A 23,729-nucleotide genomic window follows, 5' to 3' on the forward strand; every position below is an offset into this window, starting at 1 on the left:
CGACGTTACAAAGGGTAAAAATTTTTAAACACAAACAATTTGGAATATTTTACTTCTACCTGATCTGTTCAGGATAACCCAGACTTTTGCCATTTGAAATTTCTAGGCTCACAACTTTCCTACTTTTTTGCCAACAGGCGTACCCGTACCAATGTTGTAAAACTGCTCAAATTTATTGCGGTTCTGGTACTGATGTATGTGGCCTATTCCATTCTTTTCCATTACGTATCTCTTTACGAGGGGCAGGAGCATAGCTGGATTACAGGTTTTTACTGGGTTCTTGTTACCATGTCGACTCTCGGTTTTGGCGATATAGTGTTTTCATCCGATCTGGGCCGCGCTTATTCCATGCTGGTTCTTTTTTCCGGTGTGCTGTTCTTGCTTGTGATGCTGCCGTTTACGTTCATCGAGTTTTTCTATGCTCCATGGATGAAAGCCATGAACCAGGCACGTGCGCCAAAGAAGCTGCCCCAGGGTACGCACGACCATGTGATCATCACAAACCTGGATGCCATTACGGAAGCACTGATCAGAAAGCTGGCCGCCTATAAAATTGAGTATGCTATTCTGGAGCCCGATCTTCAAAAAGCATTGGACCTGGCTGATGCGGGTTATACGGTTGTAAACAGCGATCCCACTGACTATGAGACATACCATAACCTCTGCATTGAAAAGGCCAACCTTGTAGTCGCTACCGGTGCCGATACAGAGAATACCAACGTTGCCTTTACGGTTCGTGAATTCAACAAGAATACAAAGATTGTTGCCACAGCGGTTTCTTCAGACTCGGTTGATATTCTGCAGCTTGCCGGAGCGAATTATGTGTTGCAAATGGGTGAAATTCTGGGCCGTTCACTGGCCCGCAGAACCCTTGGAGGCAATGCGCGCGTTCACGTAATTGGGCATATTGATGAACTGGTGATTGGTGAATCGACGGCACAGGAAACACCGCTGGTCGGGAAAACCCTTAAAGACAGCCGCATTCGTGAGTCGACAGGAGCCAGTGTTGTCGGTATCTGGGAGCGGGGCAAATTTTCACAGCCAATGCCCGATACATTGATCACAGATAAAACGGTTCTGGTTCTTGCAGGTACGGTTGAACAGCTTCGAAATTACGACGAGCTGGTCAGTATCTACCATGTTTCCGACAAACCCGTGGTGATTATCGGTGCGGGACGTGTGGGACGTGCAGCAGCCAAATCGCTTGAAGAGAGGCATATTGACTACCGGATTATCGATAAAAACCCGGATCGCATCCGTGACAAGGAGAAATATATACTGGGTGACGCTGCAGATCACGAAGTGTTGAAAAAAGCAGGTATTGAGGAGTCGCATACGGCACTAATTACAACGCATGATGATGATATCAACATCTACCTTACCATCTACAGCCGCAGACTCTGCCCAAATATGCAGATTATCAGCCGTGCTACCTACGAAAAGAATATTAACACGATGCACCGTGCGGGCGCTGATTTCGTGATGTCGTACGCGACGATGGGTGCCAATTCCATCTTTAATATTCTGGAAGGCCAGGATGTGTTGACGCTCGCTGAAGGGCTGAATATCTTTAATCACAAGGTAAAGGAGACGCTTGCAGGCAAATCACTCATCGAGTCGGATATACGAAAGGAGACCGGCTGTACGGTTCTTGCCATTAATTGTAACAACAAGGGAATGCTCGTGAGCCCTGCCCCCGACCATCGAATGAAGGCCGGTGAAGAGCTGATACTGATCGGTTCACCTGAGGGTGAGAATGATTTTAACTACCGTTACGAAAAAAACAACGAAAAGTAATCAGTTTCTCCAGAACCAGGGCGTGAAGATCACCAGTATGGTAAACAGTTCAAGCCTGCCAATCAGCATAAGAATTGTCAAAACCCACTTGCCGAAGGCAGGTACATGCGCGTAATTGTCAATCGGACCGAATTCACCCCAGCCGGGGCCGATATTCCCAAGACTTGCAATACTTGCGCCCATCGAAGAGACAAGATCAAAACCGAGTGAACTCATGATCAGAGAGCCGATGGCAAATATGAAAAAGTACAGTACAAAGAACCCCAGAATGGTTTTCAGGATTGGCGTCTCAATCACCCGGTCGCCTATACGTACCGGGATAACGGCCTGAGGGTGAATCAGCTGGCGAAATTCTCTGGCTATGTTCTTTGTAATGATCATAATGCGGATCATTTTGATGCCTCCTCCGGTAGAACCGGCACATCCCCCTGTAAAAAAGAGAAGAAAGAGGAGAAAGGATGCGAGCGGCTGCCATATGGCATAATTATCCGATCCGAAACCCGTGGTGGTAATAATTGAGACAACCTGAAAACTGCCGTAGCGAAAAGCGTCGCCGATGGAGTAGCTGTTTGAAATCCAGAGTGCCGCGGATATTGCCAATATAAAAATGACGGTCAGAAAGGTATAGAATCGGATTTCCCTGTTTCTGAAAAAACCTGAAGCATTGCCTGAGAATAACCGGTAGTGCATTGCGAAGTTGATACCGGCCAGGAACATGAATACGGTAATGATGATATCGACATATACCGAGTCGAAGGCGGCAACGGACGCATTTTTTGTGGAAAAACCTCCGGTGGCAAGCGTGGAAAAGGCGTGATTAATCGCTTCAAACCAATCCATTGATGGATGAGCCCAAAGAAGTATAAACTGAACGGCTGTCATCCCGATATAGACGGACCATAGAAGAAATGCCGTTTCCTGAACCCTGGGCGTAAGCTTGTCCGATTTTGAACCCGAATATTCGGCCTGAAAGAGCTGCATACCGCCGATACCGAGCAGCGGAAGCAGGGCCAGACTGAGCACAATGATACCCATACCGCCCAGCCAGTGCGACAGGGATCTCCAGAAAAGCAGGCTTTTATCAATGTTTTCAATGGCCGGATTTACAAAGCCATGACTGGTAGCTCCGCCCAGGATTGTGGCGCCGGTGGTGGTGAGGCCGCTCATTGTTTCAAAAACTGCATCCGTATAGGAATCGAGCGTGCCGCTAAGCGTAAAGGGAAATGCTCCAACCAGTGAACCGACAAACCAGGCAAGCGATACGATAAGAAAAGCCTCCCGGATCCTGATTTCGTGTTTGGGTCGGAATACAATAAAAAGAAATGCACCGCCGGCCATGGCGGAAACGGCGGTCAGGAGAAATGCGCTCCAGGATGCTTCATCATATAGCAGTGCGACCAATACAGGGGCCAGCATAGAAGCTCCCAGAAAAAAGATCAACCCTCCGAGAATACCGGTTACAGGTTTCAGATCAATCCTGGGCCTGTTAACTCCGATTTCAAGGCGTTCAATCATGATCAGAAAAGGTTTTCCACTTTTTTGATGGCTTTGGGCAGCGCCAGGATGATAACCCTGTCATTTTCGCGGATCACCGAATTTCCGGTGGCAATCTCCACCGATTTGTTTCTCAGGATACCGCCGATCACAACGCCTTCGGGCAGCTGCAGATCACGAATAGGTTTTTTCAGCATCCCGCAATTTTTCCCGGCTACCACTTCAATGATCTCAGCTTTGATTCCGTGAAGTGCCTTCACCGTAAGCATCTGTCCCTGCCTGATCTGTCTGTGAATTTCATCTGAAGCCGCCGCTTTTACATTGACAATAGCATCAATCCCGATCGTCTGACTGAGTGGCACATACTGAGCCTTCGACACAAGGGCAACGGTTTTGCGCACTTCCAGATGTTTTGCCATCAGGCATGAGATGATGTTTGATTCTTCATCATCCGTTACCGAAATAAACGCATCCATTTCCTGAACTCCCTCAACTACAAGCAGATTCGGATCGGTTGGGTTGCCGTTCAGTACCAGGATATCCTGATTATTTCGCGCAATACCTTCCGCTGCTTCCTTATCGGGTTCTATCAGTTTGATATCCCATTTCTGTTTGTCGGCGGAGAGCTTTTTGGCGAGTATGCGGCCCACATCACTGCCACCCGCAATCATCACACGGCGAAGCTTCACATCCCGGTGGCCAGTGGCCTCGGTCAGCCGTTTAACATGATCCGTTCGTGTAATGATAAACACATGGTCGAGTGCCATGAGACGGCTGTCGCCACGCGGAATAATTGTACTTCCCCTTCTGGATATTGCGACCACCCGGAAGGGCAGTGAATCGTAGTCGGCCGCCAGCTCCTCAAGAGTCTGATCTACGACTTCTGAACCTGATTCAACGCGCACCCCCACAAGCTGAAGCTTGCCGTCGGCCAGTGAAACCACATCCGTTGCCGATGCGCGCTTAATGAGCTGGTGAATTTCGTTTGCGGCACTCTCCTCAGGATGGATCAAAACATCAATGCCCAGTTCGGAGGGGGTAATGGGGGCATCGGGCTGCGATAATTCCTGGTTCCGGACCCGTGCAATGACTGTTTTTACACCCAGCCGTTTTGCCATGGTTGAGGCAATGATGTTTACCTCGTCAACGCTTGTAACGGCCACCATCAGGTCGGTTTGCCGGGCACCCGCTTTTACAAGGCTTTTGGGTGATGTGGCATTGCCCTCTACTGCCAAAACATCCAGGTTTTCAGTTACACGCTGGATGCATTGCTGGCGTTCATCCATTACGGTAACGTCTTGCTGCTCTTCGGAAAGAACCTTGGCCAGTTCAAAACCAACTTCGCCGGCCCCGGCAATTAGTATTTTCAAAACAGAATATAGCTACAGGTTGTCTGTCTCAAGCAAATGTATCACATTTGAGTGATTAAATAAATCGGGGTTTACATCAGAATGCATCCAAAGCATTCGGTGAGAAGGCGGTTATGAATATCTGTTCAGAAGTTTCAGGCAGTCCTGAACCAATACGCCACCGATCCAGTCCACATTACGGAAACTGTATCGGTTCAGTTCATCAGACCTGAGGGTTATCTGATCCATTCTGGTGCTTATTTGCGGAATAGTACACCCATAGTAAACCGTACCAATGCCAGACCACACAACAGCGGATGCACACATGGGGCATGGCTCGCAAGTGGTATACAGAGTAAACCCGGACAGGTCGGTTTTCTGAATTTGCGATCCCATTTTGCGGATGGCCATTACCTCAGCGTGGGCGGTAGGGTCGTGCAGGGATGTTGTGTTATTCGCAGCGGTGACAAAAAGTTCATCTCCCATGGCAATTGCAGCACCGAACGGCGTTTTGCCGGCTGAAGCAGCTTCAATAGCGGCATGCATATGACTCAAATATGGCTTAAGCATAAAACGGAACTCTTCCTGTCAGGGGTTCAGGTGCCGGTTTAGGTACGATGTGTATACCTGATGAAGCAGCAGGTAGCTCTGCTGATTGTAGGCTACACCATGGGCGCCGGGCGGGTAGATCCTCAGATCCACATCCTTGCCGGTATTGGTGAAAGCTGTAATCATCTGCATGGTATTTTGGACGTGAACATTTTCATCCATGGATGAATGCGCAACCAGCATGTTCCCCTGCAGATTGCTCGCATGGGCCATAACGGATCCGTTCTGATAGTTATCGCGATTATCGGTAAGAAGACCCATGTATCGTTCCGTGTAAATCGTGTCGTAGAGCCGCCAGTCGGTAACGGGTGCGCCAACTATGCCAACCTTGAAAGTCTGCGGATGAAGCACCATGGTAAGAGCAGCCATATAGCCGCCGTAACTGTGACCCCGGATGGCTATTCTGTTTTCATCAATCCAGGGGTATGAGCCCAGATATTTGGCGGTGTGAGTAAAATCTTCCGCTTCAAGAATTCCAAGCCGCCGATACACTGTCTTTTCGAACTCTTTGCTGTACCCGCCGCTGCCGCGATTATTAACGTTGGCAATCACATATCCCTGCTGGCTCAGGTATTGAGCCCATGCATTGGTTTCAAACGCATTATACACTCCCTGGGAGCCCGGACCGCCATATATCATGAGGACCAGCGGATACGATTTGTTTTCATCAAAATCAGGCGGTTTAATGAGATATCCGTCCAGATCAACTCCTGAAGCTGAAGTGAATGAGAAAAGCTCACGGGGTGAGTAGGCATACTCATTGATGTAACTGTTAACCGCTTCATTGTCTACAAGCTTTTTCAGAAAGATGCCTCCATCCGCTGTACTGCGAAGGTCTACCTGTACAGGCGTTTCGGTGTTCGACCATGTATCGATAAAATAGGTGCCGTCGGGTCCCATGCTGAAGGAGTGATAGCCGGAGTCGGGCGTATAGTGTTCTTTTCCTGTGCCGTCGAAGCCGATGGAGTAAAGGTCACGCTCCAGGGGACTCTCCTCTGTTGATTCGTAGTAAAGGCGTTCTTTCTCTTCATTGACTGCAAACACGTTTGTAACACGCCAGTCGCCTTCGGTAACCTGGTTCATGAGCTTACCGTCGTAGCTGTAGCGATACAGATGCTTGTATCCGTCACGATCCGAAATCCAGAAAAACTCCTGCCTGTTTTCAGGAAAAAAGAAATAGTCGTCAATGCCTGCAAAGAAATCGAATACATCAATCCAGCCATTCTCGTCTTTTTCCTCCATAATCAGTTCAGCCATGCGCGTTTCCACATTGTGAAAATAGAGCTTAAGGTGGTTTTGCTGACGGTTCATCCAAACGATTGCAAGCTCGTCAGGATCGGAAGTCCAGTAGATTCGTGGTATGAGTCCGTCACCGATTTCAATGTTGGCCCACTGACGATTACCCGTCTGCGTGTCGATGATTCCGATTTTTACAATTGGATTTTCGGAGCCAACCTTTGGATAGGGGATATCGGTGTATTGAGGGTAGGAGCCTTCATAGTTAGTGGAGACAAATCGCTCCACATGCCGTTCATCGGTCTGCCAGAAAGCGATGTATCGGCTGTCGTGAGACCATTTCCAGGCCTGCACCTTGCCAAATTCCTCTTCATAAACCCACCCGAAACGTCCGTTGTAAAAGTGATTGGCAGAGTCGTTTGTAAGCTGTATCTCTTCTCCGGTATCCAGGCGGAAAATATAGAGTTCACCATCCCGATGGTACGCCACTTTTTGCCCGTCGGGTGAAAGCTCGGCCGTGAAGGCGGCACCGGCGATCAGTTCCATGCTCTCATTTTCCAGGGAATAGTAATAATAGTCTGAGGTGCCCGAATAGCGGTAAATAGGTGAAAAATTGGTTTGAAAAACCAGTGTTTGATAATCAGACGACCACTGAAAGGAGCGGAAGCGAAAAGGTGTGTTGGTTCCGGGAAAGTTATGGCGTGAGGTCTGAAAAATCAGTTCGTCCTCGTCGGTTGAAGGATTGTAGGCGCGTATTTCAACTTCACCGGTCAGGGGATCACGTTCCATATAGGAGTATCGTTCCCCGCCCTCAATCCATATCACATTTTGAGGCCCTTGCTCCCCGGTTAGCTGAGATGCCGAAAAAAGTGCGTGTTGAAGGCTCTGATAGCTCTGGCGGTCGCTTTGTGCACTGACCGATACCGTTGTGATAAGGCTGAACAGAATAAAAAACAGAGGGGTGCGCTTCAGGAATAAACTTCTCATGTATCCAGTGTATGATCTTTGATTGTGGGATGAAATTCGTAGTAAATAACGGATGTGGGCTCAATAATTGTCCGGAATATATAAAAAGAAGACATCAGAGAGCAGCTTTTGCCGTCAGCCTGTCTGTCGCCGGTGTTTCGGCAGGCCGCGGTTTTTTGGGCTGATGCCTGTCTGCTGAGTGACGATCTCTTTTCAAAAGACGCAGTCCGTTCAGCACTACAATCAGCGTACTTCCCTCATGGCCCACAACCCCAAGGGTGAGAGGCAGGTCGATTAAGAACACACCCGCCAGCAACATTACGATAACACCCAGGCTGAATATGATATTTTGCCAGACTACCTTACGGGCTTTACGAGAGAGACTGATAAGGTACGGGAGTTTCGTGAGATCGTCGCCCATCAATACAACATCGGCCGTTTCGAGGGCTACATCGGTTCCGGCCGCACCCATGGCAATTCCGAGATGGCTTGTTGCAAGAGCAGGGGCATCATTTACGCCATCGCCCACCATGGCTACAATACCCTCTTTTTTCAATTCTTTCAGCTTCTCCACTTTCTCTTCAGGCAGAAGGTCAGCATATACCCGATCGATATCCAGCTGTTCTGCGATGGCATTAGCCACGCCGATATTGTCGCCGGTGAGCATCACAATATTCTGTATTCCTTGATTTTTCAATTGACTGATTACTTCGTGTGCAGACGGACGTATTTGATCTGCAAGTGCAATCAACCCCAGTGGTTTTTGATCCTGGGCGACAAAAATCACCGTTTTTCCGTTCTTACGCAATTCATGGGCATTTGCCAGAAGTTCATCACTCCAGCTCTCATTGCTGATCTGTGAGTTAAACATGGTCAGGTTGCCAACAGCTACCGAACTGCCGTTCATGCTGGCGCGCACTCCCTGTCCGGGTGTCGACTTCATATTTTCAACATCTGCGGGCGCTATTCCACGCTGTTCCGCTTCCCGCAGTATTGCACCTGCCAGGTGGTGTTCGGAGTACTGCTCACAACCGGCTGCTATCGCAAGAAGGCGGTTTTCCAGCTCTGTAACCTGGTTTGGATAGACGGTTCCGTCAGGAGCAGGGATCAGGTCCGTAACCGCCGGTTCACCGATCGTCAGGGTACCGGTTTTATCAAATGCAATGGTGTCTATCGTTACCGTTTGTTCTACATAGGCTCCTCCTTTAAAAAGGATACCGTTTCGGGCACCATTGGCGATGGCAGAAATAATGGAAGCGGGAGTACTGATAATCAGAGCGCAGGGCGAGGCAACCACAAGTACCGTGATGGCCCGGTAAAAGGTACTGTCAAAATCATGTCCCATAATCAGCCATGGAATAAAAATCAGAAGCAATACCGAGAATACGACCGTAACCGCATAGCGCGGTTCAAAGGAATCCAGAAAATGCTGTGTTTTGGCTCGGTTTTGCTGAGCGGTTTCAACCAGTGAAATGATTTTTGCCAGAGTCGTATCCCTGACCGACTTGGTGACCTCAATTTCTATCACTCCATTCTCGTTCAGCGTGGCGGCAAAAACCGTATCCCCTCTCTCTTTTGGAACCGGGATGCTTTCGCCTGTAATGGCCGATTGATTCACTGCGGATTGGCCTTTAATCACCTTGCCGTCTATCGGGATGTACTCACCGGGTTTGACGATCACAATATCACCGGGCTTCATCTCCTCCACGGGCACCTGCGTTTCCGTTCCGTCGGGCAGGCGAATCAATCCTTCGTTGGGACGTAGTTCCATCAAAGACTTGATGGCATTCCGGCTTTTGCCCAGTGCATAACTCTCAAGGGTGCCGCTCAGGGAAAACAGGAAGAGCAGAATAGCGCCTTCCATCCACTCTCCCAGAAACGCGGCCCCGGCGGCCGCGGCGATCATCAAAAAATCGATGTTGAGCTGAAAGCTTCTGAGGCTTTTCGCGGTTTCGATGATTCCAAAATACCCGCCGCCGATGTATGAAATGATGAAAAACGGTACTGCCAGAAAACCGGGCAGCAGTGAGGTGAATTGAGCCAGCGCGCCCAGGATGAGTCCACCGGTGGATGCTGCTGTGAACCAGCCCCGGTATTCATTAAGGGCATCATTGGTTTCGCCGTTTTGTATTTGTTTATGGCTGCAACAGGACATTTTGAAGGTACTCTACACCTTTTTAACTGACTGGCATTTTGGAAGTAACGAATTGCAGTACTCTTTTAATGTACGTTTCAGGCGGCTGGAATGCTAAAAGAACCATACATCGTGAACATAGATTGCAAACCGGCCTTTCATGCCTGATTCACGGCCAGGGTATCATTCGAACCGATTTGAACGGAAGCGGGCTCAACCCGGTTTCACTTTCCAGCACGACCAACTGTTCTTATATTTCAGAGTTCATCAGCAGGTTTGTACGTTGAACCATTGCTCGCAACAGAATCAGAATGAAATTAATATAGACTCAACCATGTCAATCAAGCTAACCTATTTCTCAACAATACTACTCATCATACTTCTGTCCGCCCCCAATCTTCAGGCTCAGGATGAACCGTTGGGTGACCGCATGAAAGAGAAACTGAAATCGGAAGAGTTCAATGTAACCTTTCTCATGCAGACGTTTGGAAATGTGACCTTCACCGACAGAGAGTTCAACGATTCGAACGGATTTGAGCTGGATGCCAATAGGTTGGGTTTCAGGGGTGTACTGGATGGAAATTTTAGCTACCGGCTTCAACTCGAGTACACGGATTCACCCACTATTCTGGATGCACGTTTGGGATACACTTTTTCCGATCAGCTTGAAGTTCAGGTGGGTTCGTTCAAGCCGAGACTCAGTGCCGATCTTGACCCAAATCCCGGCATCACCGACTTTATTGACCGTGCCCGGCAGGTTGGGGCCACGATGAACAACCGGGAAATCGGGATTACTCTGCTGGGTGAAAGCTCCGGTTGGGGTTATGCATTCGGGATGTATAACGGTAACCGGCTGCAGAACGAAAACGATGGACGATTTCTCTACACCGGCCGCCTCTCCTACACTTTCGGCGAAGATGGCAACTCGCTTGAATTTGCCCTGAACGGTGCCTTCAACCAAACTGAAAATGAGCGTGTGGGCAAAAGCGGCCTGACCTCAGCAGGCGACCGAGAGCTGTACGGCATCTATGCTCAGTTCGAAAAAAACCCACTGTTTGGAACCTTTGAGTACCTTCAGTCCAGCTTTGACGCAGTTGAGCTTCTGGCCGAGGAGACCATCTCCGGCTTTTTTGCCACGCTTGGAACCAATATCAGCGAGAGGGACCAGGTTATTGCACGGTGGGATCACCTTGAGTATGATGTGATAAATCAGGAATCCGATCTGTTGATTCTGGCCTTTAAGCGAAAAGTGACCAGCCTCATCAGTATTCATATTAACGGACTTGCCCTTCTCGGTTCTGAGGAGTTTAATGGGGAAAACCAGTTTGGTGTGAAGACGAATCTTCAGTTTCAGTTTTAGGAAGTGGGTTGGTTAGTGGTTTGTGGTCAGGTACGGGTTGCAGGATGCAAATTTTCTGAGTACCCCTTGGACTAATTACATACAATGGCTTCAGGCTACAGGTAATGATTGATTAATCAGTATCCCGTAATTGGCAACGTACAACTATTTGCCCGCGCCCTCCGCGTTTATCGCTGCGCTCACTGCGGTTCTTTTGGAAATAGCCCTATAATGCTGGAATCGATTGAATTGGCAATTGATTCAGAAAAGATAAGTAGGCTGAATTTGCGAAAGTCAATCTCTACCCGGCAATGCAACTACAACTATCCACTAACAACGAACCACTCACATATTCGCGCTGAAATCCAAAACCCGTTCGCTAGTTCTTCTTCCAATCTACCTTTTTCCAGAGGAGCCACGCGCCGATCAGCACAAAGGGTACGCTGAGCAGCTGACCCATGTCGAAGGGGGCACCGGCCAGGAAGTCGGCCTGGGTCTGTTTGGTGAACTCAATCAAGAACCTTCCGGTAAATAAGAGAACCAGAAAGGTGCCGAAGAGGGCGCCCTCCGGCGGTTTGCGGTCATATTTGTTATAGATCCACCAGAGAACCGCCAGGATGATGACACAGGAAAGTGATTCATAGAGCATGGAGGGATGGCGCGGGACCATATCAATACGCTCAAATACCACCGCCCAGGGCAGGGTAGTGGGGTCGCCCAGTATTTCGGAGTTGAAAAAGTTGCCGATCCGGATAAACATGCCGCCGATGGCCACTCCGGGCACCACGCGATCGGCAACCCATAAAAAACTGGTGTTTTTGGTATTCCTGGCATAAAGCCACATGGCAATGATGATACCCACCGCAGCACCGTGCGAGGCCAGCCCGCCTGTCCACACCTGGGGAATGAGGTGGATATTCCTGAGATAGAACTCCGCTTCGTAGAAAAAGACATGTCCGAGCCGCGCCCCGATTATGGTGGCTACAAGCACATAGATCAGTAACCGGTCAAGCTCCTGCTGGGTTCTACCGGCGTCTTTATACATTTTGCTGCCGATGGTATAACCGGATATAAAGGCCATGGCAAACATCAGTCCGTACCAGCGTGGCTGAATGGGACCTATTGAATCAAAACCCGGAGAGGAAATAAACAGAAAAGGTATCTGTCCCAGGATGAAGGCTCCCAGGGCCAGCCCAAGCACTTTCCATGCCTCAGGCTCCTCAGCCTGCCCTTTTCCTTTTTTGCCGGTGGGTTTGGGCTTTATTTTACCCCAACCCAGCCACATGAGTACGGCGGCAAGCAGAATACCGTAAATCGAAATCTGAAAAGGCAGGTCGAATTCCGGTATGGTAAAGATTACGGGATCCGCATTCCAGTGTATGTAGTTGGATGAGTCCATAGTCGGGCTTGGTTTGAAAGTCAGCGCCAAAATACAAAAGAGTGCAGGAATGTGCTGTGATTATATTTTGAGTTAGGAGTTAGGAGTTAGGAGTTAGGAGTTGGGAGTTGTGAATGTTGAGTATTGAGTATTGAGTATTGAGACGGTGTCAGGCAGAAGGCAAAATGCAGAAAGCAGAAGGCAGAAGCTGGAGTGGGGCGGAGACATCCCCATACGTGGTTCTTGGGCAGACTTGACAAAACGTACGGGTATGCATGGTCAGGGGATCCCTCCACTTCACCGTCCCGAAAGGCTCGGGACGGTTCCGGTCGGGATGACAACTGCACGGCGAGCCGTTGTGCGGCGCATCTGAATACCTGTTTGAACTACAGCTTACCCGCGCCGCATCGGGATCAATCGCTCCCGAGAATTCGGGACCAGTCACTCATCGTAAATCCCAGTTCGTCTTACGTTTCCCATCTTACTTAATCGGTTGTTCTGTTGCTCGGTTTCTCCGTTCATCTGTTCTTCTGTTTTTTACCCTGTCCGTGAATGAACTTCGATTGATCACGAACTATGGAGGCGAAATGCGAGCTAAAAGATATATCAAAAAGGTACCACGGCCCTCACACGGTAGTAGAGGTCTATATCCGCATCCGTAAACAGCTCTTCTGCGGGCTGAGCAATGCCTATGGCATGTGCAAAACGAATCCCCAGAAGATTGATCCGGTTCTTAAGCTCGGTGCCGGCACCCCAGCGCTTTTCCGTTCCAATCGTACCGTCCGACCTGCGTGCATTCCAAACGACGCCGGCATCGGTGAACAGTGAGAGCGATGTGGAGCCAAGGTCAACCACGCCACCCAGTATGGATGTATCCATCGAGGGCGTGACGGGCATGCGGTATTCAAGCGAACTGAAGAATACGCGCTCGCCGGCTATGAAGCTGCGGTATCCCCGCACCCGCTCCGCTTCCGAAAAGAGTTCCAGCGGTACCTGTCCCGGCAGATTCAGGCTGATGTTGTCGTTTCGCGAAAAACCGATAAAATCCTGCGGCAGCGGCTCTCCCCACTGCTGCTGAAAACGCCCGTAGAGATAGAGACGCTGCAGGCCGAACCCGGGCAATACGCTGTATGCGCTCAGGTCGGCTGTGGCAAAGCGAACATCGGAACCCAGAATCTCTTCCGCTCCGGTAATCATGGCACGCAGACCCCACCCGTCGAGAGGGTGTACAATGTTGTTGCGCCAGGGCCGCTGCTTCTTTACGGAGAGACCAATTGTCAGGTCGGTCTGACGCGCACGTTCGGGCTGCGGAATCAGGGTTGTGTTGTCAAATTGATCGGCCTCATACGGTTTAACCAGCACGTGACGAAGCCGCGCAAACACGGATCCGTTCTGATAGGGCGCTTCCAGTGCATCCAGTGGCATGTTCATGGCCAGGTCGCCCCCCCGCAGCTCCTGAACCAGGAAGCGGTCGCCGTAGAAAAAGGCGCTGCCGGGTATTTTGTAAATATTGACGGAAAGGGTTGGGTACAGCTGATTGTTGATGTAGCTGAGCAGGCCGTAGGAGTTGTCTGCATTGCCAAAGGATACATTGCCGCTGCCCGCGATCATGTGTTTGGCCAGCGGTTCCACCCAGCCGGTGGTGCCGAAAAGGCCCCAGTTCTCCCTGTCGCCGTAATAGGGAAGTACGATGCTTGCAGCGTGCGTTATGTTACGGAAAGAGCGGTAAGGTGCCTTTGATATGATAAGGCTATCGTCAGGTTCAAGGTCAAATGGGATCCATTCAGGAGCCTGTTTGTTTCTCCATGTGGCATAGGCCCCGGGGAGAAGGGGCTCTCGATCGATCGTCTGCCTGCCGGCATCCACCCACCAGGCGTGATCGCGTCTTTTGGTCTCACTGGCCCTCACAAGGAGCGAGCCGTGCTGCAGGGAATCGCTAGGCGCACTCCAGCCGTACACCTCGCCACCCGTGAAAAGACGTGTAATGCGCGACTCCTGACCGGTATCAAAATCATAGACAAACACATTGGGCACCTCGTCGCGCAGCGAGTTGTAGGCCACCTTCGACCCGTCATGATTCAAAACAAACCGGCGGTTGTCATGGTCCGGGTTATCCAGGAGCATCTCACCGTCCGAATCAGGATCGTACAGTACCATATACCGGCTGCCGTCGGCGTCAAATTTATGAAAGAGCCATCGGTTCTGCCGTGCAACCCAGACGGGATGAATCATCTGGATATCTCCGGTGTATCGGGTTACCCGGGTTTCAATGCCCGTCTCCGGATCGAGGATGAACAAATTGCCCGTACCGTTTTCATTTACAACATAACCGATTGTTTCTGGTTTCGGTCCCGGCACGGGATAGCGCGCCCGGCGACTGTGCGTGAGCCGTCTTTCTTCACCGGTTTCAACATTCAGCGCATGGATATCATTGATCAGGGATGATGTTTTGCCCCTCACTCTGCGGCTGTAAAAAAGGGTTTTGCCGTCCCTGCTCCAGCTCAGATCATTGTTGATACTTCCTTCGGCAACGATTCTGGTTGACCGTGAGGAGTCGTTGTTGACGATGTAGAGTCTGCGGACCGGCCGCTGCAGGGAAGTGAGCGAGAGCACTGCGATGAGGCTGTCGTTCGGACTTGAAGCCATGTCGGAGTAGAATTGCCCCGGAAGCGGTAAACGGTCTGTATCGAGAGAGTCGGTGCGCTCCATTTGAGACGCCAGTGTATTGTAATAGACGTTCATGTGCTTTCTCCAGTCCTCGTAGAATGCACGATACCCTCCATCCACAATCTTTCTGAAACCCCCATAGAAATCGTGGTATTCGAATATTCCAAGTATCTTTTCACGATGGGCCAGCAGGTTTGCGAGTGAACTGTCGCCATAGGTTTCGGCGAAATAGCGAAGCTGCGAGTTACCCGATGCGTACATCAGGCGGCCGTTTTCGGCAGATTGTCCGTCATTGAATCCCGGCCTGCTGTCGAAAATAGCCTTTCGAAGCCAGCGGTCGCCGCGCTGGGAGTCCCACAGCTCGGTTTGATACTGTGCCAGCCCTTCGGTCCAGAACCGTGGCAGCGGTTCTGCAAAGGTGTATTGCCAGAGTCCCATGTTGCTCCAGATCGCCTTGAAGTGAAAGATGTGACCCAGCTCGTGCGCGATCACTTTACGAAGCCACTTGGCGCTTCCTGTCCAGGTATCGGCGTAATCGTTCAGGTTTACCCAGATCATCGTATAGCCTTTGCCAATCGGGTTGGCGAACCCGTTGACGATTTCATCCTCATCGGAGAGATAGACGGGGATTTTCTTTTCAAACTCTACGTTCAGATTGGCAGAGAGTGCATCATAGGATGCCTCGGAAATAGAGGCTGCAAGCGGTATGATGTCCGCAATGCGCTCCGGATAAATGATCCGGAAGTGTTCCGTCTCAGCCACCTGCCACTTCAGGTAGGGATGGTTGCGGTTGTTGATCGAGTTAAACCCCTGGGCAAAAAGGCCGGATACAAAAAAAAGGGTTGCCGCAAATAGTGAGAGAAAAAATTTCATGGTCAGAGTTCGAAGCAGATGAATGAAATGAAAACATGCACATGAATCTAACCGATTTTGAATAAAAAACAACTGTTGGTTGTTGGTGGTCAGTTGTCTGTCGTTGGTTGTCCGTTGTTTGGAATTTGTGATTTGTGAATTGAAATTTCCTTTCCAATGAATTATCACATATTCACTTCAGGATTTGCCAACTGCTTCCGGATTCCCGGGGCTAACGAACCACCAACCACTAACCACTATCTACATTCCTTCCCCGTCGATTTCTGTATTAAACAGATGTCTTAACTGCGCAACAATACGCCTGTCGCCAAAGCGGTTGAGGGCAAGCCTGAATGCCGGGACCCTATCGGCCGACTCATAATCTAATGCGGTTGCCCGGAATAGGTCAATGGCTGCCTGTTCCGCAACACCATCCGCCGGATGCAGGGCAATGATTTCGCTCAGATAGGCGGCAAGAGGTGCATAATCCGGCACTATCTGAAGCAGGAAACCGGGAAGCGTACGGTTTATAGCCCATGCAGGATGCGTTGGATGAATGGTATCTGGAATCTTCATGAGAATCTGCCTGTCGTATTCGGGAAGTTCCGACGAATGCGGTTCGGGCAGGAATGCACGGTACTCGCTGTATATCTGATGCTGCTGCAGTAAAGACGCGTATAAAAGGTACAAAAGACCATGCTGGGTTTCGGTAAGTGTCTCATCCAGTATGAACTTTTCAGTTTCATTCAGTCGTACCTGACGATCCGGTTGGTAGGGAAATTTTGGCTTGTTTTCATCAAGGAGGAGCCTGAAATGGTTGGCCATTGAAACCTGCGATTCGTTTGGGTTTTCGATAACCATAAGAGTTTGCGGAAATCGTCGTATCTGCATCAGGGGCATTACCCAGTGACGGTCATCCGGGTTTTCAAAGACAATGAATGCGCTTAATGGTCCGGTTCCCTGCAAATCCAATCCCCGGTAAAACTCCTGGTACGGCATGGTTTGCCGTGGCGTATAGCGGATTTCCACGGAATCGGCCGGCAGGCCGGTATGCAAAACGGATTCAAACGTGCCGTCTTCACGCAGATTGTAACCGTCGGCATCAGGATGCGGATGAGAGCCGGATCCGTAGCTTAAACCGCGTATCTGGTAACGCAGCGTGTCGGTTTGGGCAGGAATGAATGCAAAAATGGAACCGTCATCTGCATGGTGGAACCAGAATCCGGACATATAATCGTATTCATTGAAATTTCCGGTTACCCGGATCCATTTCAGATAGTCATCATTTACAAAATATTCTCCTTCATTAAACCGGTGTGGAATAAGATAGATTGTGAACCGAAGGGATGGCTGCCCGTCTGCGAGCAGCAGGAAATAGGACGATTTATGATAGATGCCGTTGAAACGAATGGAATAAAGGCCTTTTTGGGTCAGTTCGGCCCGAAAAAAACCGTTTTGGTCTGCCTTAACAGTTGAACGGTGATCTGTAAAGATATCGGCGGGGCCGGGCGGGATAACGGTTACATAGATCTCCGGAATAGCCTCACCGCTTGCACTTAAAATATTTCCCTCAAGAAGCGTCTGACTGAGTGCACTCTGCCAGAATACAACTGTATAAAGAAAGGGCAATATGTAGCGAAAACAGTGCATTGCACTAAGTACTAATAATGCAGTATAGTGTCAAGGGGAAAGTTTGCGGTGGTCAGTGGATAGTTGTTGGTTGCATTCCCTGGCAAGATATCAGCCTGCGAAGTTGCCAACGGAAGGCAGCAGGTTTCAGGCGGCATGTCACGGGGTCTCGGGAGCAACAGGAGCCAGGTTCCGGTAAGAATGAAATCCTATTCTTAAAGACCGGAGAAAGGCACATGCGAGCGGGGAATTCATTCCCCGTGCCGGGCATCAGGCAAGCAACCAACCAACCACTCACCACTCACAACCAGCCAAAACCTAGTTCTCCATCATGTAATCGATCGTCAGATTGGCCATTGCCCGTAACCCTGTTTTCATACCCTCTTCCTCGATGTAGAAGTCCGGAGTGTGATGCGGAGCTGCGTCTTCGGGGTTCATTCCCGCCGGCATGCCGCCGATGAAAAAGTAGAGGCCGGGCACTTCTTTCTGAAAGAAGGAGAAGTCCTCAGCACCGGTGATTGCATTTATGACAATGGCATTCTCGGGCCCGGCTACCCGCTTAAGAGTTGGCGCCATCCGGGCAGTTAAATCGGGATCGTTGTACGTAATCGGATAGCCATCATAGATCGTCAGCTTGGCTTCAGCACCAAAGCTTTTGGCCGTATATTCCACCGTTCGGTGCATCTGCTCAAACAGTTTTTCCTGCATCTCGGTGTCAAGTGTGCGGATGGTTCCCTCCATGTAGGCGGTTTCGGGAATGATATTGTTTCGGACACCCGCATCGATAATGCCAACCGTAATCACAGCGGCTTCTTTGGTTAACTCCGTCTGGCGGCTCACAACGGACTGCAGATTGTTGATGATCTGTGCCGATGCAACAATGGGATCCACGCCTCCCCAGGGCTGTGAGCCGTGCGTCTGGGCCCCCATCACGTCAATGGAAAACCGATTCGAGGCAGCCATGATGCTTCCCGAGCGGTAGGTGATTGTACCCACCGGGGACTGGGAGTAGATATGAAGCCCGAAAACCGCATCCACGTCCGGGTTCGTCAAAACTCCCTCTTCCACCATCATTTCGGCACCGCCCTCCTCGCCGGGAGGTGTTCCCTCTTCAGCCGGCTGAAAAATGAATTTAACGGTTCCGGGGAGCTCCTCTTTTTGTGCGGCCAGCATTTCGGCAACGCCCATCAGGATGGCGATGTGTGTGTCGTGACCGCAGGCATGCATCACCGGCACTTCATTTCCCATATATTCACCGACAGCCTGCGAGGCAAAGGGGATATCCACGCGCTCTTTTACGGGTAGTGCGTCCATGTCGGCCCGCAGCCCCACTACAGGACCGGGTTTACCACCCCTCAGCACACCCACCACGCCGGTGTGGGCCACTTCCGTCTCCACCTCTATACCCAGTGAGCGCAGGTGTTCCGCAACCATGGTGGCCGTCTCAAATTCCCTGTTCGATAGCTCCGGATACTGGTGAAAGTGCCGGCGCCACTCCACTACGTTCTCATAGAGTTCTTCGGATTTTGAATCGATATAGGTTTGCCAGTCCATACCGGAACCATTCTGGGCGATCAAGGGTGAAGAGTCGAAACATACGGCAGCCAGAAGGAGAAGCAGAGTCATTCGAATATGCATGGAGAGAGTGTTTGATTGATGGGAAAGTTGAATTAACAACGGGAATTTGAATTTTGCAAGGATTGAGTGGAGGTGTTGGTTGTTTGAGTCTTGAGAAGTGAGAAGGCAGAAGGCAAAAGGCAGAAGTGAAAAGATCGCAGTTCGTTTATCGTGATTCGTTGTTCGTCAATCATTCACACCCTGCACCCTGCACCCATTGCATTGTAACGTTTAGTGTATAGATGCATCTTTTCCTAAGATGAAGAAAGCCAATATCATGAGAATGAAAAGTGTAAAATTCTCTAACATGGGATCAATTTATTGGTTAAATGCAAACATTCTTATTTCTTCCATCGAATAAATCACTTCAGAATGCGGGATTTGAACCTGAAGTTCGTTTTTAAATAAATCATCACAGACATGAGAGTTCTACCATTTTCCAAACGGGAACCGTTTATCCTGTTTGCAGTCGCATTTATATTTATCTGTTTTACACTTCAATCAGCCAGTGCGCGTCAAAGCGACCGGCCATTTTCACTTGATCTGAATGTTGGCGGCGGATTGATTGGCAACTCCGGTACAGGCACAGCATTTCAGCCCGAGGTGGGCTTTAGCTACATGCCCGGTGCATGGGGGGTTGGAATCAATGCTGGACTGTACAGATTTGACTCGGGTTTCAGTCCCGATCAGTACAGAACGGGTTTTGAAGAGTATACTGTCTCTGAGCAGGATGATGACCGCTGGAGATCCTTTTTTATCAACGCAGGCCCGCGATTTGAGCAGAATTTGAGCCGTATTTTCAGCTTGAAGCTGGGCCTTGACCTGTCGATGAACTATCAGGAAGGGCCCACGCAATCAGTAAGGTTTAACGATCCTACCGGTGAGATGGAAAATGCGGGTTTTGACACGAATATTGTACTTGCCCAAATGGACGGGAGTGCCGATGCGGGATGGAGCACCGCATTGCGGCCCCAGCTTCAGCTGGAGTTCAGTCCGGGTTTCAGCGACCGCTTCAGCTTTAACGTAACGACGGGTATTCAGCACCAGCTGTCCGACAGGGAGATGACCTACAGTGCACGGGATCTCTCGGACGTGAGACCGATGGATAATGTTTACGAGATGCACTTTCAATTCGATAATGCACCGGTCGTTCAGCGGACCGAAACAGCTCCAAGAACCAACGTTTTTGCCAACGCAGGGATTAAAATACGGTTCGGGAAATCATCCTCGCGCGGACTGCACCCCGAAGGAATTATACACAGGGACATAGCTGCCCGAAACCCCGCAGCAACGCCGGCGACGGCCTGTCCCTCTTCCGCGCCATTTCGCTGTCCGTCGGGCGAATGCGTGACGTCGGCAGACCGTTGTCCAACAGCAGCTGGAAATGACCGGATACCGGCAGATTCCGGTGATTGCAACGATGAGGGGGAGTGTCCGCGCCCAGGCGATACGGTGGAAACGGCACAGGACTACAATTCCAGCCGGTCTAACAGACCCAGAACGGAAATTCGGAGGGATGACCGCGGTGGAAACCGCGAATTTGTGCATGAAGCAAATATGATGGCCAGGCTGATCAACCCATTGGGTACTGTTGTTTCAGCGGGTTCGGTTACCATGAGCGCAGGACCGGGCAATCCGCTGCATGAAGAAACCGGTGAGACTGAAAATCCTCTTTATGAAGGCCAGGCCAGCGATGGAGATAGCGGCGACAATAACGAAAACGATGCTGTATCAGAGGTTTGGCGGTATGATATGCAGCCGGGGTCGTATTGCGTGTCTCTATCCACGATGAAGATCTCAACCAACTCGCAAAAGGGTATGAGATCCGGAGCCCAAAACCACAACTCCAGCCGCAGCAACCGCACCAGCGCGATAGCCAATCCTGATCTGAACGGGGGAGGCAGCAATGCGGGTACGGACAGCACAACAACATCGAGGATGGATGCCCAGAACCACAACTCCAGTCGCAGCAACCGCACCAGCGCGATAGCCAATCCTGATCTGAACGGGGGAGGCGGCAATGCGGGTACGGACAGCACAACAACATCGAGGATGGATGCCCAGAACCACAACTCCAGTCGCAGCAACCGCACCAGTGCCATTGCCAATCCTGATCTGAACGGGGGAGGCAGCAATGCGGGTACGGACAGCACAATGACATCGAGGATGGATGCCCAGAATCATAACTCCAGTCGCAGCAACCGTACCAGTGCCATTGCCAATCCTGATTTGGATACGGGTGATACCGGTACAGACGGACAGGTAAACACAAGAGCCATTCCACCGTCTATTCACGGTATAGCTGTAGATGATCCGACAAATCTAAAACCGGATACCGATCAGAATGGGTTCCCTGAATTCATGAAAAGCGCATCCTTCAGCATCAGCAAACGGAGCGCACGAACCGGACGCAGTCAAAGCCCCATTTATGAGGGTGATACAAACGCCGGGTCAAATGCGATATACCAATCTGAGGATGCGCTCGCGGCTGGCGGGGGTGATCTGGACGGTGACGGATATGGCGATGTGGCAGCGGATGGGTTTCATTTTGAACTGGAGATTATGGCATCAGATTTAGGGTCTGCAGCATCCGATAGTCGTTCTGACGATCGCGGAAGTAGCCCAAATGCTCCTCCCGGAAACCAGGTTGCACCCTCACAAACGAAAGTAATCGTTATGGGCATGACGAATAATGGTGACAATCCTCCTTCAGAAGAGTCAGCAGATACAGCCGCCGAATTGGACGCTGATTCGGATGAGGATGGCATACCTGAGTATAATGATCCGGATTCAGACGATGACGGACTGTTGGACGGATTGGAGAGTGCAACATTCAGTATCAGCGATGACTCGGGTCTGGATATTGTTGACGTCATCGCCAGCCGGGGCGGGGATGGTATTGCCGGTACCCGTTCGGGTGGCCAAGAAAATCCGCTGGCTGTGGATGAAATGGAGTGGGTGGAGTCCACCGCGCAGGGAGTGCGTCCACCTAATGACGTGTATGAATGGACCTATAAGCTGAGTGCCCTGATGCAGGGTGAGGACCTTCCCGGTAGCGGTACGCTATCCGTTGTCTACACCGGCGGAGCCTGGCATTTTGATGTACAGTTTGATCCGGATCACGACGGTGACGGATATGGCGACCTGCTGAGGAACAGCTCGTTCAGCATCAGCAAGCGCAGCGCCCGAACCGGCAGATAAAATGTTTACCTCCCCGAAGTTCGGGGCGGTTCAAAAAAAAGCCCGCCGGCTTTCATACCGGCGGGCTCAAACGTCTCTGATGATCGTAAGGGATCTGGCTGGGGGTAACAGCCGCTCTCAGTTCAATGTGCTCTCTCTATGTCAAATAAGTAAATCACTATCTATGTGTAACTCTCTGTGATTAATCTACGCGATGTTTGGTTTGCAGACACTACATGATCATGTGGACTTATCGTATTGAGTAGTGAGTATTGATTATTGAATATTGGGTATTGAGAAGGGATTGACCAATGACTATTGACGAAATACTTTCCCGTCTCCCGTTTTTCTTCTCCCTCATGCCTTCACCAGAAGATCATCCAGTTCATCCTGCGCGATTCGGTTTCGCCCGTTACGAAGCGTATGGTGCCGGGACAGTTTCTTTCTGTAAAATCCGGTGATCTGATCCAGGTGATATTCCAGCCACAGACGCTGAAAAGGGGGTAGGTGCCGTCCTGCTTCTATCTGTACGGCAAGCCAGTCGGTCAGCTCATCGTCTTCACCTCGAATCCAGAGCTCCAGCAGATCCGGAAGCCCGGTTGTGAGGGCGGGTGAAGCCGACGTATTCCAGGGCAGCGCAAACCGCATGGGTGTCAGGTTTCGGTTCAGCTTCACGGGGAGGTGCATGGGATCGGTGATTTCATATTCAGCCATCCAGAGCAGCCGGAGCAGGCATCCCAGCGCCTGTCGCACCGGTGCATGGCCCTTGTAGCAGCCGTGCCAGTATTTCGGATCCGTCTCCTTATGAATACGCATGGCCAATCGAAATTCGAGACCCTCATTATCAGGCCTGAGGTAGACGAAATAGTACGTTTCAGTCTCTTTATTGGCATGATTGTACGGTGGACGCTCACCGCGGATCATCCTGTTTTCCAGAAGCAGAGCGTCCTTCTCAGTGGGAGTTTCGACATACACAAATGATCGGATTTGCCCGATCAGTTCTGACACCTTTCGCGAGACCTGGCCGGGCTTTGCGCGCTTGTAGCTGAAGAGGCGCGTACGCAGGTTTTTGGCTTTGCCTACATAAAGCAGGTTTCCGTTCCGGTCATAAAACCGGTAGACGCCCGGTACAGAGGGAACCGCATCAAACGGCCCTCTGCCCAGTCTGCGCTCAAGCAGCGGTTCTGCCGAAAAAAATGAAGGTGTTTGCGCGTCCATGTCTCAGGATAAGCCAGCGGAGTGACAGCGTATTGTCATGGGGGCTTGAGAAGGCAGAAGGCAGTCTAAAATAAGCTTATAAGTTACTAATAAAATTGATATTTAAATAGTTTATAAACAGTTTTAATGCACCCTGCACCCTGCACCCTGCACCCTGCACCCTGCACCCTGCACCCTGCACCCTGCACCCTGCACCCTGCACCCTGCACCCTGCACCCTGCACCCTGCACCCTGCACCCTGCACCCTGCACCATGCACCTTGAA

The 23,729-nt window shown here is 50.5% G+C and carries 13 protein-coding genes; 3 read left to right on the forward strand and 10 right to left on the reverse strand.

Translation table 11 applies throughout. The features are described from left to right. The first annotated feature begins 93 nt into the window (after positions 1 to 93). Entirely contained in the window at positions 94 to 1,797 is a 1,704-nt protein-coding gene (locus DDZ15_RS14170) for a potassium channel family protein (RefSeq protein WP_109647753.1), read from the forward strand. Here DDZ15_RS14170 and DDZ15_RS14175 read toward each other — a convergent pair whose 3' ends face one another. From DDZ15_RS14175 to DDZ15_RS14195, 5 genes are all read right to left on the reverse strand, one after another. Next, positions 1,798 to 3,312, reverse strand: coding sequence for a TrkH family potassium uptake protein (locus tag DDZ15_RS14175; protein WP_109647754.1), 1,515 nt, complete (start codon positions 3,310 to 3,312; stop codon positions 1,798 to 1,800). A gap of 2 nt (positions 3,313 to 3,314) precedes the next feature. Continuing rightward, positions 3,315 to 4,661, reverse strand: a complete 1,347-nt coding sequence (gene trkA, locus DDZ15_RS14180) for a Trk system potassium transporter TrkA (RefSeq protein WP_109647755.1) — start codon at positions 4,659 to 4,661, stop codon at positions 3,315 to 3,317. Positions 4,662 to 4,772: 111 nt separating this feature from the next. Then, complete coding sequence (locus DDZ15_RS14185) at positions 4,773 to 5,210, reverse strand: nucleoside deaminase (RefSeq protein ID WP_109647756.1); 438 nt, start codon at positions 5,208 to 5,210, stop codon at positions 4,773 to 4,775. An 18-nt stretch (positions 5,211 to 5,228) separates the two neighbouring features. Beyond that, positions 5,229 to 7,472, reverse strand: coding sequence for a S9 family peptidase (locus DDZ15_RS14190; RefSeq protein ID WP_109647757.1), 2,244 nt, complete (start codon positions 7,470 to 7,472; stop codon positions 5,229 to 5,231). Between the two features lie 94 nt (positions 7,473 to 7,566). Then, the gene (locus DDZ15_RS14195) at positions 7,567 to 9,606 is read right to left on the reverse strand and encodes a heavy metal translocating P-type ATPase (protein ID WP_109647758.1); all 2,040 of its coding nucleotides are present in this window, start codon (positions 9,604 to 9,606) and stop codon (positions 7,567 to 7,569) included. Between the two features lie 313 nt (positions 9,607 to 9,919). Between DDZ15_RS14195 and DDZ15_RS14200 the strand changes: the two genes are divergently transcribed. Further along, the gene (locus DDZ15_RS14200) at positions 9,920 to 10,945 is read left to right on the forward strand and encodes a porin (protein WP_158278723.1); all 1,026 of its coding nucleotides are present in this window, start codon (positions 9,920 to 9,922) and stop codon (positions 10,943 to 10,945) included. Between the two features lie 358 nt (positions 10,946 to 11,303). On the opposite strand, the gene lgt is transcribed toward DDZ15_RS14200, so the two are convergent. From lgt to DDZ15_RS14220, 4 genes are all read right to left on the reverse strand, one after another. Further along, positions 11,304 to 12,323 carry a prolipoprotein diacylglyceryl transferase gene (gene lgt / locus DDZ15_RS14205; RefSeq protein WP_109647760.1) on the reverse strand — a complete coding sequence of 340 codons (1,020 nt, stop codon included), beginning with the start codon at positions 12,321 to 12,323 and terminating at the stop codon, positions 11,304 to 11,306. A 585-nt stretch (positions 12,324 to 12,908) separates the two neighbouring features. After that, positions 12,909 to 15,842 (reverse strand): BamA/TamA family outer membrane protein, encoded by a 2,934-nt coding sequence (locus DDZ15_RS14210; RefSeq protein ID WP_109647761.1) that lies wholly within the window; start codon positions 15,840 to 15,842, stop codon positions 12,909 to 12,911. A gap of 240 nt (positions 15,843 to 16,082) precedes the next feature. Next, positions 16,083 to 17,471, reverse strand: a complete 1,389-nt coding sequence (locus tag DDZ15_RS14215; protein WP_109647762.1) for a carboxypeptidase-like regulatory domain-containing protein — start codon at positions 17,469 to 17,471, stop codon at positions 16,083 to 16,085. Positions 17,472 to 17,768: 297 nt separating this feature from the next. Next, complete coding sequence (locus DDZ15_RS14220; RefSeq protein ID WP_242979054.1) at positions 17,769 to 19,088, reverse strand: amidohydrolase; 1,320 nt, start codon at positions 19,086 to 19,088, stop codon at positions 17,769 to 17,771. A 399-nt stretch (positions 19,089 to 19,487) separates the two neighbouring features. On the opposite strand from DDZ15_RS14220, the gene DDZ15_RS14225 reads away from it, so the two are divergent. Beyond that, a complete protein-coding gene (locus DDZ15_RS14225) occupies positions 19,488 to 22,268 on the forward strand; it encodes a hypothetical protein (protein ID WP_109647763.1) in 2,781 nt (926 codons plus the stop codon). Between the two features lie 336 nt (positions 22,269 to 22,604). Here the strand turns inward: DDZ15_RS14225 and DDZ15_RS14230 are convergent, their stop codons facing one another. After that, the gene (locus DDZ15_RS14230; protein WP_109647764.1) at positions 22,605 to 23,465 is read right to left on the reverse strand and encodes a nucleotide excision repair endonuclease; all 861 of its coding nucleotides are present in this window, start codon (positions 23,463 to 23,465) and stop codon (positions 22,605 to 22,607) included. Between the last annotated feature and the right edge of the window lie 264 nt (positions 23,466 to 23,729).

The organism is Rhodohalobacter mucosus (assembly GCF_003150675.1).
Lineage (GTDB): Bacteria > Bacteroidota > Rhodothermia > Balneolales > Balneolaceae > Rhodohalobacter > Rhodohalobacter mucosus.